The organism is Pseudomonas urmiensis (assembly GCF_014268815.2).
GTDB classification, from domain to species: domain Bacteria; phylum Pseudomonadota; class Gammaproteobacteria; order Pseudomonadales; family Pseudomonadaceae; genus Aquipseudomonas; species Aquipseudomonas urmiensis.
In genome coordinates, this window is sequence record NZ_JABWRE020000001.1 from 3195540 (window position 1) to 3212248 (window position 16709).

The 16709-nt window shown below is 64.0% G+C and carries 14 protein-coding genes; 4 read left to right on the plus strand and 10 right to left on the minus strand.

Annotation, left to right across the window (positions count from 1 at the left end):
* Window positions 1-17: 17 nt before the first annotated feature.
* The 7 genes from HU737_RS14380 to HU737_RS14410 form a co-directional block, all read right to left on the minus strand.
* Complete coding sequence (locus HU737_RS14380) at window positions 18-1046, minus strand: WD40/YVTN/BNR-like repeat-containing protein (protein ID WP_186557287.1); 1029 nt, start codon at window positions 1044-1046, stop codon at window positions 18-20.
* A 222-nt stretch (window positions 1047-1268) separates the two neighbouring features.
* Window positions 1269-3926, minus strand: coding sequence for an aminopeptidase N (gene pepN / locus HU737_RS14385; protein ID WP_186557288.1), 2658 nt, complete (start codon window positions 3924-3926; stop codon window positions 1269-1271).
* Window positions 3927-3939: 13 nt separating this feature from the next.
* Window positions 3940-4770, minus strand: coding sequence for a DUF2797 domain-containing protein (locus tag HU737_RS14390; RefSeq protein WP_186557289.1), 831 nt, complete (start codon window positions 4768-4770; stop codon window positions 3940-3942).
* Window positions 4767-5027: a YeaC family protein gene (locus HU737_RS14395; RefSeq protein WP_186557290.1), complete on the minus strand. Its 261-nt coding sequence runs from the start codon at window positions 5025-5027 to the stop codon at window positions 4767-4769. The genes HU737_RS14390 and HU737_RS14395 overlap by 4 nt, the downstream gene beginning before the upstream one ends.
* A 13-nt stretch (window positions 5028-5040) precedes the next feature.
* On the minus strand, window positions 5041-5913 hold the full coding sequence (locus HU737_RS14400; RefSeq protein WP_186557291.1) for a rhomboid family intramembrane serine protease: 873 nt from the start codon (window positions 5911-5913) through the stop codon (window positions 5041-5043).
* The gene (locus tag HU737_RS14405; protein ID WP_186557292.1) at window positions 5910-6881 is read right to left on the minus strand and encodes a metallophosphoesterase; all 972 of its coding nucleotides are present in this window, start codon (window positions 6879-6881) and stop codon (window positions 5910-5912) included. The genes HU737_RS14400 and HU737_RS14405 overlap by 4 nt, the downstream gene beginning before the upstream one ends.
* Window positions 6881-7771 (minus strand): NAD(+) kinase, encoded by an 891-nt coding sequence (locus tag HU737_RS14410; RefSeq protein ID WP_119139528.1) that lies wholly within the window; start codon window positions 7769-7771, stop codon window positions 6881-6883. Before HU737_RS14410 ends, HU737_RS14405 begins: the two co-directional genes overlap by 1 nt.
* 44 nt (window positions 7772-7815) lie before the next feature.
* On the opposite strand from HU737_RS14410, the gene HU737_RS14415 reads away from it, so the two are divergent.
* Window positions 7816-8805, plus strand: coding sequence for a DUF1853 family protein (locus HU737_RS14415; protein WP_186557293.1), 990 nt, complete (start codon window positions 7816-7818; stop codon window positions 8803-8805).
* A gap of 89 nt (window positions 8806-8894) precedes the next feature.
* On the opposite strand, the gene HU737_RS14420 is transcribed toward HU737_RS14415, so the two are convergent.
* On the minus strand, window positions 8895-10511 hold the full coding sequence (locus HU737_RS14420; RefSeq protein ID WP_186557294.1) for a WG repeat-containing protein: 1617 nt from the start codon (window positions 10509-10511) through the stop codon (window positions 8895-8897).
* A 194-nt stretch (window positions 10512-10705) separates the two neighbouring features.
* Between HU737_RS14420 and HU737_RS14425 the strand changes: the two genes are divergently transcribed.
* Complete coding sequence (locus HU737_RS14425) at window positions 10706-11251, plus strand: cytochrome b (RefSeq protein WP_186557295.1); 546 nt, start codon at window positions 10706-10708, stop codon at window positions 11249-11251.
* On the opposite strand, the gene HU737_RS14430 is transcribed toward HU737_RS14425, so the two are convergent.
* Both HU737_RS14430 and HU737_RS14435 read right to left on the minus strand, forming a co-directional pair.
* Entirely contained in the window at window positions 11242-12141 is a 900-nt protein-coding gene (locus tag HU737_RS14430; RefSeq protein WP_189661970.1) for a 1-aminocyclopropane-1-carboxylate deaminase/D-cysteine desulfhydrase, read from the minus strand. The two genes, HU737_RS14425 and HU737_RS14430, sit on opposite strands and share 10 nt — an antisense overlap.
* Window positions 12142-12255: 114 nt before the next feature.
* Entirely contained in the window at window positions 12256-14292 is a 2037-nt protein-coding gene (locus HU737_RS14435) for an NADPH-dependent 2,4-dienoyl-CoA reductase (RefSeq protein ID WP_186557296.1), read from the minus strand.
* 193 nt (window positions 14293-14485) lie between these two features.
* Between HU737_RS14435 and HU737_RS14440 the strand changes: the two genes are divergently transcribed.
* Both HU737_RS14440 and HU737_RS14445 read left to right on the plus strand, forming a co-directional pair.
* A complete protein-coding gene (locus HU737_RS14440; protein ID WP_186557297.1) occupies window positions 14486-15604 on the plus strand; it encodes a carbon-nitrogen hydrolase family protein in 1119 nt (372 codons plus the stop codon).
* A 3-nt stretch (window positions 15605-15607) separates the two neighbouring features.
* Window positions 15608-16648 (plus strand): AraC family transcriptional regulator, encoded by a 1041-nt coding sequence (locus tag HU737_RS14445; RefSeq protein WP_186557298.1) that lies wholly within the window; start codon window positions 15608-15610, stop codon window positions 16646-16648.
* Window positions 16649-16709: the final 61 nt, after the last annotated feature.

Genomic DNA, 16709 nt, shown 5'->3' on the forward strand with positions numbered 1-16709 from the left:
AAAGCTCTCCTGGCGAGTCATGGCCGCACCTCTTCGGCACCTTCGCCGTTGGCCAGGTACAGCCCGCCTTGGCCGACCAGCAACAGGCCGCCATCGGCCAGGCCACTGACCCCAGCCAGGGCAATCCGATCAGCGCGGTTGTAGACCGTGAAACTCTGGCCGTCGTCATGGCTGCGCAGCACGCTGCCGCCATTGCCGACCAGCACCAGGCTGCCGTCATCGAGAAGCGTAGCGCTTGCCAGGCCGAATTCGAGCGGGCCACGCGCGGCCTTGAGATCGATCTGTTGCCAGCTGTCACCAAAATCAGTCGAGCGGTACAGGTTGCCGCGCAAACCATAGGCCAACAGGGTCTGCGCCTGGGCGGTGCCGATCACGCCGAACAGCGAGCCCTCGTAGGGGCCTTGCACGGTGGTCCAGCTCTGGCCGTTATCGCTGGAGCGGAACATGCTGCCCTGCTCACCGACGATGAACAGGCCGGCGTCCTTGATTGCGGCAATGCCATTGAGGTGCAGCTGATCAGGGTTGTCCAGGCGCTCGGCGACGTCCTGCCAATGCTGGCCGCCATCGGTGGTTTCCAGCAGCGCACCATAAGCGCCCACGGCAAAGCCATGCTGGGCGTCGAGGAATTTGACGTCGAGCAACGGCGCTTCGCGGGAAAGGTCTTCGAACTGCTTGCTCCAGGTGGCGCCGCCATCGGTGCTGGCAAGGATCTGCGCGTCGTGGCCGACCGCCCAGCCGCGCTTGTCGTCGAGGAAGAACACTGCGGTGAGCAGTTGCCGGGTGGGCACCCGGGCCTGGGTCCAGGTCTTGCCCTGGTCGTCGGAGAACAGGATATGGCCGCGATCACCGACCACCACCAGACGCTTGCCGGCATGGGCAGCGTCGATCAGCAGGCTATCGCTGGCCTTGGCAGATTCGGTCGAATACTCGTCGGCAGCAGCAGCTTCAACGCTGCCTGTCCACATCCCCAGTGCCAGCACCAGCATCGCGCCGGTCGCCAGCGGCCAGGCACCACGCCTGGCTTGCGCCATTCCCCGCTCCCTCATGACCGTCCCCTGTTGTGTTCTTGTAAGTGGGTCAATTCATTGCAGGCACTGCGAAAACCCTGTGCCAGAGCCCTGCAATAGCTTTGGGCCATCCTATCGGGGATTTCTTGAGGAACACAACGAGTAGGACGTTATGTTTTGTTAAGCAGCCAAAAGCATCGCGGGGCAAGCCCGCTCCCACGCGTGGGAGCGGGCTTGCCCCGCGATGGGTTCAACCCGGTTTCAGGCCAGGCTCTTGCTCACCACCTCATACACATCACTGGACAGCGCTCCAGACGCCAGAATCCGCTCAAGCTCTGCCTTCATCAACGCCTGACGCGCAGCGTCATACTTGCGCCAGCGCGTCAGCGGCGCCAGCTGGCGCGAGGCAATCTGCGGGTTCAGCGCATTGAGCTCGATCACCAGGTCCGCCAGGAAGCGATAGCCAGAACCATCGGCCGCATGGAAGTTGACCAGGTTCTGCCCAGCAAAGGCGCCAATCAAGGCTCGCACCTTGTTCGGGTTCTTCAGGGTGAACGCCGGGTGCTGCATCAACGCCTTGACCCGCGCCAGGCCACCGGGCAGCGCGCTGGCCGCCTGGACGCTGAACCACTGGTCCATGACCAGCGGGTTGTCCTTGAAGTGCTCGGCGAAGGCCTCAAGCGCCTTGGCGCGCTCGGCTGCGAACGGCGAGTTGACCAGCACCGCCAACGCGGTCAGGCGCTCGGTCATGTTGTCACACTGCTCGAACTGCTCCAGGGTCGCCTCCAGCACCTGCGGCTTGGCGCTGAGCATCAGGTACGACAGCGCGATGTTCTGCAGGCTGCGACGGGCGAAGTGCTCGGCCGCAGCGACATAGGCAGTCTTGCGCGACACGTCGCGATTGGCCTGATAACGCGTCCACAAGGCATCGAACAGCTGATCGGCGATCTGCTTGCGGGCGAACTCACGGGCGGCGTGGATCGCGTCGACGTCCGCCACCTGGCTGATCTCGGTCAGGTAAGCCTCACCTGGCAGCGAGAGCATTTCGGCGACCATCGCCGGATCCAGCGACTCATTGCCCAGCACCGTGCCCAGCGCGGTAATCAGACGTGGGTCGAGGGTGAGCGCTTCGCCACGCTGGTGCTGGCCGATCAGTTCCTGCAACACCTGCACCGACAACTGCTGGCCGGCCTCCCAGCGGTTGAAGCCGTCGCTGTCGTGCTGCATGAGGAACATCAGCTGATCGCGATCGTAGGGGAAGCTCAGCTTGACCGGCGCGCTGAAGCCACGCAGCAGCGAGGGCAACGGCTTGGCGGCAACGTCTTGGAAGGTGAAGGTCTGCTCGGCCTCGGTCAACGACAGCACGCGGCTGGTCCCCTGGGCAGCGGCTTCGCCTTGCAGACGCAGCGGCAGATCATTGCCCTGGGCATCCAGCAGGCCCAGGGCCACGGGGATCACGAACGGCAGTTTTTCTGCCTTGTCCGGGGTCTGCGGGCAGCTTTGGCGGAAGGTCAGGCTGTAGCACTGAGCAGCGGCGTCATAGGCCTCGCTGACCTCCAGGCGCGGCGTGCCGGCCTGGCTGTACCAGCGCTTGAACTGGGTCAGGTCGACGCCATTGGCGTCTTCCATGGCCTTGATGAAGTCATCGCAGGTCACTGCCTGGCCATCGTGGCGCTCGAAGTACAAGTCGCTGCCTTTGCGAAAGCCCTCGGCGCCGAGCAAGGTGCGGACCATGCCGACCACTTCAGCGCCCTTCTCGTACACCGTGAGGGTGTAGAAGTTGGAGATTTCGATGAAGCTGTCCGGGCGCACAGGATGAGCCATGGGCCCGGCGTCTTCGGCGAACTGGTGAGTGCGCAGGTAGGCGACGTCCTCGATGCGCTTGACCGTGCGCGAGTTCATGTCGGCGCTGAACTCGGCGTCGCGAAACACCGTGAAGCCTTCCTTGAGCGACAGCTGGAACCAGTCGCGGCAGGTCACGCGGTTGCCGGTCCAGTTGTGGAAGTACTCGTGCGCCACGACCCCTTCGACGCGCTGGTGGGCAGCGTCGGTGGCGGTTTCGGCACGGGCCAGCACACAGCTGGAGTTGAAGATGTTCAGGCCCTTGTTTTCCATGGCGCCCATGTTGAAGTCGTTGACCGCAACGATCATGAAGATGTCCAGGTCGTATTCACGGCCATAGACTTGTTCATCCCAGCGCATGGACTTCTTCAAGCTGGTCATGGCGTGTTCGCACTTGTCGAGGTTCTCTTCCTCGACATAGATGCGCAAGGTCACCTCACGGCCGGACTGACGGGTGAAGCTGTTCTCCACGCACCACAAGTCGCCAGCGACCAGGGCGAACAGGTAGGCCGGTTTCTTGAACGGGTCTTCCCAGGTCGCCCAATGCCGGCCGTCCTCACTCGGTCCGCTGCCGACCGGGTTACCGTTGGACAGCAACACCGGATAGCGATGCTGCTCGGCAATCACCGTGGTGGTGAACGTGCTCATCACATCCGGGCGGTCGAGGTAATAGGTGATCTTGCGAAAGCCCTCGGCCTCGCACTGGGTGCAGTACATCTTGCCCGACTTGTACAAGCCTTCCAGCGCAGTGTTGCTTTCCGGGTGGATCTTCACCGTGGTGTCGAGGGTGAAGCTATCGGCCTTGGGCTGCAGGGTCAGGCTGTCGTCGTCGAGCTGGTAGTCGGCGGCGGACAGCGGCTGGTCATCCAGCTGCACGCTGAGCAGCTGCAACTGCTGGCCGTCGAGCACCAGCGGCGGCAGCCCGGCGCCACGCGCGGGGTTGCGGCGCATCACCAGTTGCGCATGGACCAGGCTGTGGTCCTCGAACAGCTCGAAGGTCAGGTGCGTCTCGTCGATCAGGTACTCGGGCGCCTGGTAGTCCTTGAGGTAGATCACTTGCGGTTGTTCGGTGCGCATGTGGCTGTCCTTTTTACTGATGCACGGCCAGCTGGTAGGCCGTGTATTTGCGAATATTGATCACGCCGGTGTCGAAAATCAGGTACTGACCCTTGATCCCGAGCAGGGTGCCTTCGGCGATCGGGTCCTTGTCGAGGTTGAAGCTGACGATCTTTTTCGGATAAGCCTCGACCGGATAACGCATCTCTACCACCTCTGCTTGCGGCAGCGGCTGGATCGCTTGCAGGCCAAAGCGCTCCTGCAAGGTGCGGATGCCATCGGCGCAGGCATCGAAGATCTGTTCGCGGATGGCAGGCAGGTCCAGCACCTGGGCATCGCCCTTGAGCAGGGTGCGCCAGTTGGTGCGGTCGGGCACCTGGCTGCGCAGCACATCTTCGACCAGGCCGGATTGCTGGCGGGTGGCCACGCGCATGATCGGCAGGGCCTGGCTGGCGCCCTGGTCGAGCCAGCGGGTCGGCAGTTGGGTGGCGCGGGTGATGCCGACCTTGATCCCCGACGAGTTGGCCAGGTAGACCACATGGTCGGTCATGCAGAACTGCTCGCCCCAGGACGGCTCGCGGCAGGTGCCGGCGTCGTAGTGGCAGCGTTCAGGCGCCATGATGCACATGTCGCACTGGGCCAGCTTGGTCATGCATGGGTAGCAGTAGCCCTGGCTGAAGCTGGTCTTGGTGCGCTTGCCGCAATGGCTGCAGTGGATGGCACCGAGGTATTCCAGGCGCAGCGACTTGCCGATCAGCGGATTGACTGGCACGTGCTGTTCGCCCAGGCGAAAGCTGTACTGCACGACCGGTGCTTCAAGACGCACCGCCATCTTGCTCAAAGAGCCACGAGCGAGTTCGATCAATGTACCGAGTCCGACTTGAACAGAATGTTAGCGATCGGTGCGGATTTCGATGCGCACTCCTGCGGGCCCATGTAACCGGTGCGCTGTTCTTCGGGCAGGTTTTGCATCTCCCAGGCGATCACCGCCTGCAGCGACAGCTCTTTCTGCTCGACGGTGAGCTTGCGCCCGTCAGCCCATTTACCCAGTTCCACCGCCGTTTTCAGGCTCTGGTAGATTTCCGGGGTGATGTTTTCGATCATTTGCGCGAAGGTGGACATAGGGTCTCCTGAATCAAGCCGACAGTTTACGCCGGGCAAGGCCACCGCCCAAGAGGCCAGCGAGGCATCCGATGAGCAGGCCGCCGACATGCGCGGCGTTGGCGATCTGGCCGAAGCCGAGTTGGCTGATGACGCCCGACAGGCACACCACCAGCCAGATGAGCATCATCACCAGCACGCCCTTGGGCAGGCTGTAATGAGGGTTGGGCGCCAGCCACTGATAGAGCCAGACATAGCCGAGCAGCCCATACAACACGCCAGACAAGCCACCAAACAGGCTCGGCCCGCCCACGTAGTGCTGGGCCAGGTTGGATACCAGGCTGAACAACAGGGTCAGGCTCAATAACACCCATGGCCCCTGGCGCAGTTCGATGCGCTTGCCCAGCTCCCAGTACCACAGGCCGTTCATCGCCAGGTGCAGCACGCCGAAGTGCAGCAGCATCGGCGACACCAGCCGCCACCATTGGCCTTCGGCCAGGCCCTGGGCCAGAGAGGTGAAGTACAGGTATTCACCCTGCACGCGAAAATCGAGGAAGGTGAACCAGCCGATAGTCGACAGGTTGTCGCCAAGGCCGGTGAGCCCGGCGACCACCACGCACAGCAGCAGGACCCCGGCCGTGACCTTGCAGGCCCGGGCCTGTTCGGCCAGTGACGGGCGCTGCGGCAGATTGGCCTGGGCCTCGGCCGGCAGTTCGATCTGGTCATTGCCTTCGGGGTAGCGCTGGTACAGCTGGCGCACATCTTCAGCAAGGTTCGGCGGTGCCCACAGCACTTGCTCCTGGCCCTCCTCGACCACCCGATGGGGCACCTGCAGACGGCGCAGCAGGCTGACGAAACCACTGAGGTCGACCGCCAACGGCAAGCGCAGCACTTCGATCACGTTCATTGATTGGCCTGTGGGCGGTCGACATCGACCCAGACGAACTTGTGGGGGTCGATGCGGGTTTCATCATCCAACCGGTATGCCACCAGCTTGCCGTAGAGCACGGCGCTGTAGTCCAGACAGGCCAGGTTGGGGCGGATCGGCGCGGGCCGGCCGCTGCGCCAGTAATGGCCGACGAACAGCAACGGCTCGTCTTCGTCGTAGCGCAGCAGGGCATTTTTCTGGGTGTGACTGAGCGGCGTACTGGCCACAGCGTCAGGCAAGGCATCGGGCTGGAAGACGATATCGCCGTAGGTTTGCGGGTCTTCTTCCCAGAACTTGGTACGGAAAAAGGCCCGGGTCAGGCCGTCGCCGCCGGTCAGGGTCAAGCCGTCCGGCAGGCGCATGTCGGTACCACGCAACAGGCGGTTGCACACGGTCGAGGCGAAGCTGCCGGACACTGCCGAGGCCTGGACGAAATGCTCGTCGATGCAACCTCGGGGGTACTGCTGACGCAGGGGCTCGATCAGACGTGGGTCCCAGCAGGCGTGCACCAGGCGGAACCGACCCGCGTCGACGAACAGCGGCAGCTCATAGAACCAGGCGAGAAAATCGTGCCAATCGGCCGGATGCTGGGCGAACTGGGTCAGGGTTTCATCGATCAGCCGCGCATGACGCGGGGTATGCTCGCGCACGAACGTCTTGCCACTGCCCGGCAGCGCCGGGGTGACCCAGGCCAGGGCGTTGTATTCATGGTTGCCCATGATGCAGAACGCCTGGCCGGCCTCGACCATGTCGTGGACGATATGCAGCGCCTCACGGATGCGCGGGCCGCGGTCGACGATGTCGCCGAGGAACAGCGCCTGGCGCCTTGGATGCCGCCAGACACCCGCCACGCGCTTGTAGCCGAGGGTGTCGAGCAGGCGTTCGAGGGTCTGTGCACAGCCATGCACGTCGCCGATGATGTCGAAACTTCGCGCCGGATCGAGCATCAGTCGCCTCCACCTCCCAGGCGGCTGCCCCAGCCGAGTTTGGTGCGGCAGACCTCGTAGTAATTGTGGTCGAGCGGATGGATCAGGCGCAGTTTCTGCGGCTTTTTACTCACCGTGATGGTATCGCCCGGGGCGCAGGTGAAGTGGTTCTGGCCATCACAGGACACCTGCGGATAGATCTGCAGGTCTTGCGAGACGACGATCTTCAGCTCGCTGTTGCCATCGACCACGATCGGCCGCCCCGACAAGGTGTGCGGATACATCGGCACGATGACGATGGCGTCGAGCTTGGGATGCATGATCGGCCCACCGGCCGACAGGGCGTAGGCGGTGGAGCCGGTCGGGGTGGCGACGATCAGGCCGTCGGCCTTCTGGCTGCAGACGAACTGCCCGTCGATGTAGATCTCGAACTCGATCATCCGCGTCGACTTGCCGGGGTGCAGCACCACGTCGTTGAGCGCATCGCCCTGGCCGATGGCCTCGCCGTGGCGACGCACTTCGGCTTGCAGCAAAAAGCGGTTTTCCACCAGGTAATGGCCGTCGAGCACCTCGGCGACCTTGACCTCCAGTTCATCCGGGCGGATGTCGGTGAGAAAGCCCAGGCTGCCACGGTTGATGCCCAGTACCGGGATGTTGTGCCGGGCCAAGGCGCGGGCGGCGCCCAGCAGACTGCCATCGCCGCCGACCACGATGACCAGGTCGCAGACCTCGCCGAGCAGTTTGCGCGTGGAGGTCTGCAGGCCGTGGCCGGGCAGCACTTCGGCGATGGTGTCCTCGAGGATCACGTGCAGATGGCGGTCGAGGAGGAATTTTTTCAGTCGGCGGATGGTGTCGAGCACCTGGGAGCTGCCAAGGCGGCCGATGATACCGATATTGCGAAATTGCTCCATGGTGCTCCTGCAAGGCTCTGCGGCGGGTAACGATAACGAGGATTATGGGCGAAACGACCGGCCAGCGGCAAACCGGCTATGCTCGCAGGATGACGCCGTTCGCCGACCTGAGCGACCTGCCCCGCCAACTGCAGCGCCCACACGTGCGCGATCTGGCCTGGGCGATACTGTCGCCCCCCCTGCTGGACGACCCGCCCTGCCCCCAGCGCCACCCGCTGGCGGCCAGTGCCTGGGCCGCGGACCCACAGCGCCTGGCCCACTGGCTGCGGACGCTGGATCGCGACGAGCACGCCTTGCGCGACTGGCTGGCGCGGCTCACCAGCCGGCGCCTGGGCCTGTACTACGAAAGTCTTTGGCAATTTGCCCTGAGCCACGCCCCAGGCGTCGAGTTGCTGGCCGCCAACCTGGCCATCCGCGAGGGCGGACACACGCTTGGCGAGCTGGACATCCTGCTGCGCGACTGCCAAGGCGTGCACCATCTGGAGTTGGCGATCAAGCTCTACCTCGGCCCGCCTGGGGACGATGGGCATGATCCGGCGCACTGGCTTGGCCCCGGCTGCCACGACCGCCTGGACCTTAAGCTGGCGCATCTGCTCGGGCATCAATTGCCGATCTCGGCTCGCCCGCAAAGCCGCGCGATTCTGGCAACGCTGGGGGTGAGCGAGGTGCAGGCGCATCTATGGCTGGGGGGGTATCTGTTCTACCCAAGCCCTGGGCATACGCAGCCACCGGCAGGCGCCAATGCCCAGCATCTGCGCGGGCGCTGGCTGCATCGGCGGGATTGGATGGCTTATCGCTCGCGCCTGGCGGACGGCCGTTGGCAGCCCTTGGCCCGGCATGAATGGCTGGCACCGGCGCGCATCGAGCAGCCAGCGTGCTGGACAGCCGAGCGCTTTGATGGCTGGTTGGCCCAGCTCGATGGCTTTGCTCCGGCGCAGTTGCTGGTCAGGCTGGAGCAAGGTGAGGATGGCGTTTGGCAGGAGGTGGAGCGGGTGTTTCTGGTGGCTGACAGTTGGCCGCACCTGCCTGATTGAAGGGTTGAGTGGACCGGCCTCATCGCGGGGCAAGCCCGCTCCTACAAGGAACTCAGCGGCCGGTCCACTCGACACCCATCTACTGGCTGTCAGGACGCATCAGCCACCGGCTCCGCCTGCGGGCAATGCGCCTGCGGATCGGCCGGCCAGAGCACCTTGCCCTTGCCATCGACCACCTGCTCAGCCCCGCACGGCAGTCGATTGGTGTCGAACACCACACTGCCATCCAGGCGATACAGCGCGCGCAAGCTGCGCACGGCATCGTCGCCATTACCCTGCACCTGATAGGCAAAGATCGCCCCACGCGCTTCATCGACTCGCACGTCCTGCCACTTGGCCGGCACCAGCAGCTTGCCATCGAGGTTGTACAGCGCGCGGTTGGCGTCGTCCGTGCTGCCTTCGGCAGCGAGCAGATGATGCTGGTCGGCCGTGAGCTTGACCGCCACGAACTGCTCCGGCTTGATCAACACCTTGCCCTTGGCGTCCATCACACCCACGGTCTGCACCGGACTGTCCATGCCAAAGACCTTGATCGATTTGCTTGGTGACTGGGCCTCGGAGAAGGCGAAGCGCTCTGACGTGATCACCCCGATCTGCCTGTAGCTGGGCTGGAACACTACCGCGCCTTGGTCCAGGTCGACGGTGCCGTAGGTGGCCAAAAATGCGCTCTGCAGCTTACCGATGTGATTGAAGCCTGGGCGATGCCCGCTCATGCCAAGCACACCCAGACCTGCATCACCGATCGAGTCGTACTGCGGCTCGATCAGCCATTTGCCGGTGTGATCGATCATGCCGGCCTTGCCGCGACCTTGTTCGGTGCGGCGCAGCTGCACCATGCCAGCGCTCTTGCCGAAGGTTTCACAGGTCTCGAAGGTGGCCTGGATGACCACCTTGCCTTGGTAGTCGTGATAACCGCAGGCGCTGTCGTAGGCGGTCTTGAACGCCACCAGCCCGCCACCAGGGGTACCCAGCGAGTACTGACCGATCGGGATCAGCAGATTGCCCGCAGCATCGGCCAGCCCCACGCCAGTGACGCCTTCCTTGGCGACCACCAGATGCCCATCGGCAGCGCTTTCGATGCTGTCGAACTCAAGTTTCTGCAGCACCTTGCTGGCCAGGTTGTAACCCCAGCTTTGGCCATCGTGTTCAGCCAGCACCCAATTGCCGCGCTTGGTGAAATCGTCACGCACCACCATCGAGTCGAACAGTGGTTCGCTGACCTTCTCGCCAGTGACACTGAGGATGCCGCGCTTTTGGTTGACTTCGTAGACGATGAAATCGTTGTCGCCGCCGACGAAGACATCATCGAAAACTGCTGGCTGGACTTCCTTGCCCTGCTCATCCATGACCCCGACCTTGCCCTCGCGCACGAAGCCGAAGTAGCCCGGAGTCAGGCTGTACAACTCGTCGGTGAAGTTGGCTTTGAGCACCTGCTTGCCATCGCCACTGGCCAGGTTCCAGTAACCGTCGCGGCCAAAAATGAAGCTGTCGGCCATGGGTTGGGCGTAGATCGCCTGGTAATCGTTGTCCGGCCCTACGCGCAGCGCACCGGTCTGGTCGAGCACCGCGCATTGATCGTTGACGCAGACCGGGATGGTCATTGCGCTAATCGGCTTGAGCGCCTCGGGGGTCTGCTGGCAGCCCAGCAGCAGCGTGGAAAAGGTCGAGTACAGCGCTGCCTTGGCGGCAGTCGGGAGGTGTTTCATTTACACAGAATCCTTGTGCGATAGGTGAAGCGGATACGCCAGAGTCAATAGCTCAGTGCCATCATCCAGTTTGCTATGTCGGCAACGATTACCCGATCTGAAGCAAAGAAATATTCCAGCCAGCGGTTAGAGTTAAGCCAGGTGCCAACAAGAGCGCCGTTTTCGACCTGATGACCTGAACAAGAGGACCGCCCATGCTGTCATCCACCCCCACGCCACACTACGCACGCCTGTCGATCGCCCTGCACTGGCTGATGCTGGTGCTGCTGGCAGCCGTGTACGCCTGCATCGAGCTACGCGGCCTGTTCCCCAAGGACAGCGCCGAGCGCAACCTGATGAAAGACCTGCACTTCATGCTGGGCCTGACGGTGTTCGTGCTGGTCTGGCTGCGCCTGGCCATGCGCGCGCTGCACCCGGCACCCGCGATCGTGCCCAAGCCCCCGGCCTGGCAGACGGGCCTTGGCCACCTGGTTCACGCGCTGCTGTACCTGATGATGATCGGCCTGCCGCTGGCCGGCTGGCTGATTCTCAGCGCGGCGGACAAGCCGATTCCGTTCTATGGGCTGGAGCTGCCCGCGCTGATTGGCGCCGACCCGGATCAGGCCAAGTTCATCAAGGGCTGGCACGAGCGGATTGGCAGTTGGGGCTATTGGCTGATCGGCCTGCATGCCCTGGCCGGGCTGTATCACCACTATGTACGGCGCGACAACACCCTGCTGCGCATGCTGCCCTACAAGTAACCGCGGCGGCCCTGCAGCCCGCCTGTGTGCACGAAGATCAGGCGGCTGCCGGGGGCAAACAAACCTGCCTCGGCGTGCTCACGCAGGGCCAGCAGGGCCTTGCCGGTGTACAGGGCTTCGAGCGGCAGGCCGCTGTCGCGCTCGGTTCGCTCGATGAAGGCCAGCAGCTCGGGATCAATGCGGGCAAAGCCGCCACGGCAGGCATCGTGCAACTGGTAGCCGCTTTCGCCGACCAGGCCTGCGACCGTCTGCGCAACGCCGTGATCAGCGGGCACAGCCAGCGCCCCGTGTACCTGGCGCCTGCCCGCCTCGGCCAGGACCAGGCCGGCCAAGGTCGTGCCAGTCCCTGCTGCGAGCCACCAGCCATCGTAATCATCCCAGCCTAGCGCACCCAACTGGGCCTGCGCCTGCTCGACGATAAGCCGGCAGCCCTGCGCGCCTGCCAGGCCACCTCCGCCTTCGGGGATGCACTGCCAGCCTGGATAACGCGCCTGCCACGGCGCCCAGAACCCCGGCTCATTGCGCGCGCGGTAGCCGCCATAGCCGAGCCAGTGCAGGTGCATGCCCAGGGCTTGCAGATCGCGCACGGTTGGCGTGTCTTGCGGATGGCCGCGAAGCAGGCCGGCGGTGGCGAAGCCAAAGCGTTTGCCGGCAGCGGCAAGGGCGTGCAGATGGTTGGAATGGTTGCCGCCGAGGCCGATCAGCCCGGGGGCTTGGGCGTTTTTAGCCTGGATCAGGTGATCGCGCAGCTTGAACCACTTGTTGCCGCTGATCAGCGGGTCGATCAGGTCCAGGCGCAAGACCGCTGCCTGGATGCGGGCGTGGTCGAGCCATGGGATTGGCAACGGTTGCAGTGGGGCGATGGGGAGACAGTCGAAATCAGCAATCATGGCGCGAGTCTATCAGTTGCCTGGGCCGATGCCATCGCGGGGCAAGCCCGCTCCCACAGAGGTTGTGAAGATCCCTGCAAGAGCGGGCTTGCCCCGCTTAGTCAGCCCAGATGCCTACAGCTCAGCCGCCAAGCGCGAGCCTTGATTGATCGCCCGCTTGGCATCCAACTCAGCTGCCACATCGGCGCCGCCGATCAGGTGCACCGACTGCCCCGCCGCAACCAAGCCTTGGTGCAATTCGCGCATTGGCTCCTGGCCTGCGCAGATCACCACGTTATCCACCGCCAACACCTGCGGCTCGCCATCGCCGATGCGCACATGCAGGCCGTCGTCATCGATCCCGAGGTATTCGACACTGTTGAGCATCTGCACCTGTTTGTTCTTCAAACCCGTGCGGTGAATCCAGCCAGTGGTCTTGCCCAGGCCATCGCCGACCTTGGTTTTCTTGCGTTGCAGCAGGTACACCTGGCGCGCCGGCGCATGTGGCTGGGCCTTGATCCCGGCAACGCCGCCACGGGCTTGCAGGTGGGCATCGATACCCCACTCTTTCCAGAACGCTTCACGGTCCTGGCTGGTGGCCACGCCCTTGTGTACCAGGTACTCGGAAACGTCAAAACCAATCCCGCCCGCGCCAATCACTGCCACGCGGTTACCCACCGGCTTGCGCTCGAGCAGCACGTCCAGGTAGTTGAGCACCTTGGCGTGGTCGATGCCGGGGATGGCTGGGTTGCGGGGGGAGATACCGGTGGCGAGGATGATCTCGTCAAAGCCGGCGGACACCAGCTCATCGACGCCCACCCGGGTATTGAGGCGCAGCTCGACCCCAGTGGATTTCACTTTGTTGGCAAAGTAGCGCAGGGTCTCGAAGAATTCTTCCTTGCCCGGCACCCGCTTGGCCACGTTGAACTGCCCGCCAACTTCGCCCGCCGCATCGAACAGGGTCACCTGGTGACCACGCTCGGCGGCCACGGTGGCGGCGGCCAGCCCAGCCGGGCCGGCGCCGACTACCGCGATGCGCTTGGCCTGGGCCACCGGCAGGTAGTTGAGCTCGGTTTCGTGGCAGGCCCGTGGGTTGACCAGGCAACTGGTCAACTTGCCGCCAAAGGTGTGGTCCAGGCAGGCCTGGTTGCAGCCGATGCAGGTATTGATCAGATCAGCACGGCCAGCAGCGGCCTTGTTGACGAAGTCTGGGTCGGCCAGGAACGGCCGGGCCATGGACACCATGTCGGCATCGCCTTCGGCCAGCACCGCTTCGGCCACTTCCGGGGTGTTGATGCGGTTGGTGGTGATCAGCGGAATCTGCACCTCGCCGCGCAATTTGGCGGTGACCTTGCTGAAGGCCGCGCGCGGTACTTTGGTGGCAATGGTCGGAATCCGCGCCTCGTGCCAGCCGATGCCGGTGTTGATCAGGGTGGCGCCGGCCTTTTCGATGGCCTTGGCCAACAGCACGATCTCGTCCCAGCTGCTGCCGCCCTCGACCAGGTCGAGCATCGACAGGCGGAAAATGATGATGAAGTTCGGTCCTACCGCTGCACGCACGCGGCTGACGATCTCGATCGCCAGACGCATGCGGTTCTCGTAGCTGCCACCCCAACGGTCGGTGCGATGGTTGGTGTGCGCGGCGAGGAACTGGTTGATGAAGTAGCCTTCCGAACCCATGATCTCGACGCCGTCGTAACCGGCACGTTGGGCGAGCGCTGCGCAGTTGACGAAGTCGCGGATCTGTTTCTCGATGCCCTCCTCGTCCAGCTCCTTGGGCTTGAACGGGTTGATCGGCGCTTGAATGGCGCTGGGTGCCACCTGCCGCGGACTATAGGCATAGCGCCCAGCGTGGAGGATCTGCAAACAGATCTTGCCGTCCGCCGCGTGCACGGCGTCGGTGACGATGCGGTGCTTGTCGGCCTCTTCCTCGGTGCTCAACTTGGCCGCGCCCGAGTACACCCCACCTTCATCGTTGGGGGCAATGCCGCCGGTGACCATCAAGCCGACTCCGCCACGGGCGCGCTCGGCAAAGTACGCCGCCATGCGCTCGAAGCCGCCTGGGCGCTCTTCGAGGCCGGTGTGCATCGAGCCCATCAGGGTGCGGTTGCGCAGCGTGGTGAAGCCCAGGTCCAACGGGGCGAGCAGGTGCGGGTAACGGTCGGCGGCCATGGATGTACTCCCCATGTGGCGTGATCACGGTATGCGGGTGCCTCACGTACCATGCGGGCCCCGTCGTTTATCTGGTGACGACATTAAACAGCCGTTTGAACCGGCTCAATGATCGAAACTGACAACTTATTGATCCTGCTGCACAGCAGGTCTACCCTAGGACACCTTTGTTCCGATGGTGCCTGACCGCTTCATGCGCAAACTCCTGGCAAGCGCCCTGGCGCTGGTGATGATCGCCGCCCTGTGTGGCTATGGTTTCTGGACCCTGCAGCGTCCGGAAGGCCACTACCTCTCCGATTTGCGCATCGAACTGGCGCTCAACCAGGGCGTGCCGGGCGAACACGGCAACCTGCTGGGCGTCGAGCCGCAGCTCAACCCCAGTGATTACCAGAACCTGCAACGCCTGCACCGCAAGCTGTCGGCCTATCTGCAGCAGGCGCGCGGCCAAGGCTTGATCAATTCGCGCACAGTGGTCGTGTTGCCAGAACACATCGGCACCTGGTTGTGGGCGCGCGGCGAAAAAAACCAGCTGTACCAGGTCACCCAGCAGCGCGAGGCAGTGCAGTGGCTGGAGTTGAGCAACCCGCTGCGCTATGGCTTGGCCATGCTCTGGGCCACCGGCGATGATCGCCGCGCCGACGCCCATCTACGGATGAAGGCCGGGCAAATGGCCGCCGACTACCAGGCCCTGTTTGGCGGCCTGGCCAAGGAGTTCGGCGTCACCCTGGTGGCGGGCTCGATCGTGTTGCCGGCCCCTTACGTGGAAAAAGGTGTGCTGTACGCAGGCAACGGCCCGCTGTTCAACAGCAGCCTGGTGTTCGGCAGCAATGGCACCGTGCTCGGTCAGCCACAACTGCAGCAATTCCCCGACAGCGAGGTGCGCCGCTACATTCATGACGGTCGCAAGCACCCCCTGCAAGTGATTCAGACCCCCGCAGGCCGGCTTGGCGTGCTGGTGGGCAGCGACAGTTGGTACCCAGAAAACTACCGCCAGCTGGCTGGGCAGTCGGTGCAGTTGATCGCCAATCCGGTGTTTCTCAGCGGCAAGGGCAGCTGGAGTGCACCTTGGCGCGGTAACCGCCATCAGGATGCTGCCGCCGACCTGCCGGTGCAGCGCGGCGAGGTCAGCGAGCAGACGGCCTGGCAGCAACTGACCTTGGCCGCCAACGCTGGCATCACCAGCATGAGCGTATTCCTGCGCGGCCAGTTCTGGGAGCTGGGCGGCGATGGCCAAGGTTTTGCCAACCATGCTGGCGAGCAGCTGGCCGGCAGCCAGCACCCTGGTGCGCGCTTGCTCAACCTGTGGTTGTGACCGATGCCGCGCCCCCGCGTACGCCTGGGTGACCTTTCGGTAGGTTTCGTCCAGCCGCTGGCCGAGGCATTGCGCCAGTCAGGCCACGACCCGCTGCCGCTGCTGCAACGCTATGGGCTGGATGCGGCGCGCGTTGCCGAGCCCTGCGCACGCCTGTCGATCCCGCGCTACATGCACCTGGGGCATGCCGCCATCGAGCTCAGTGGCGATCCAGCACTGGGCCTGCGCATGGGGCAACTGAGCCGCCTGGCCCAGGCGGGCCTGGCTGGCGTCACTGCGGCCCAGGCACCCAGCGTAGGTGAAGCTGCGCGTACCTTGCTGCGCTACGAGCCGCTGTATGCGGCCAACTATCGCGGCCGCTCGCTGTTCATCGAGGACGCTCAGGGTGCCTGGCTGCGCTTCTACTCGATCAGCCCCTACAACGGCTACAACCGCTTCGTGGTCGACTCGCTGCTGGCCGGCTGGCTGGCCCAGCTGGGTCAGTTGGCAGGCATACAGGTGTTAGCCGAGCGCATGGACATCGAATTCGATGCCCCGCACTATGCAAGCCAGTACCAAGCCCTGTGCAGCAACAACGTGCAGTTCGGCGCGGCGCACAATCAATTGCGCCTGAGCCGAGAAACGCTGTCGCTGGTCAATCCCCAGCACTGCCCCAGCACCTGGCAGCACCTGTTACAGCTGTGCGAGGCAGAACTCGCCCAGCGTACCCGTGTGCGTAGCCTTGGCGAGCGCATTACCCATCTGCTCGGGCCATTGCTCAATGGCGGCCGGGAACCTGACCTGGAAGAGGTGGCGCAGCATCTGGAACTGCCAACCTGGACCTTGCGGCGCAAGCTGGCCGAAGAAGGCACGCGGTTTCGCAACCTGCTCAACGACACGCGGCGCGACTTGGCCGAGACCTATATCCGCGACACGGAACTGGCCTTTGGCGAGATCGCCTATCTGTTGGGGTTTGCCTCGGCTGAGGCCTTCCAGCGCGCATTCAAGCGTTGGACGGGCCTGACGCCGGGAGAGTTTCGCCGCAATCAGCGGCGCACCGGCTAGAGCTCGGTGGCGTCGTCGGTAGGTTCCGGGATGTCCAGTTCGTAGGCCTGGAATTCGAGCA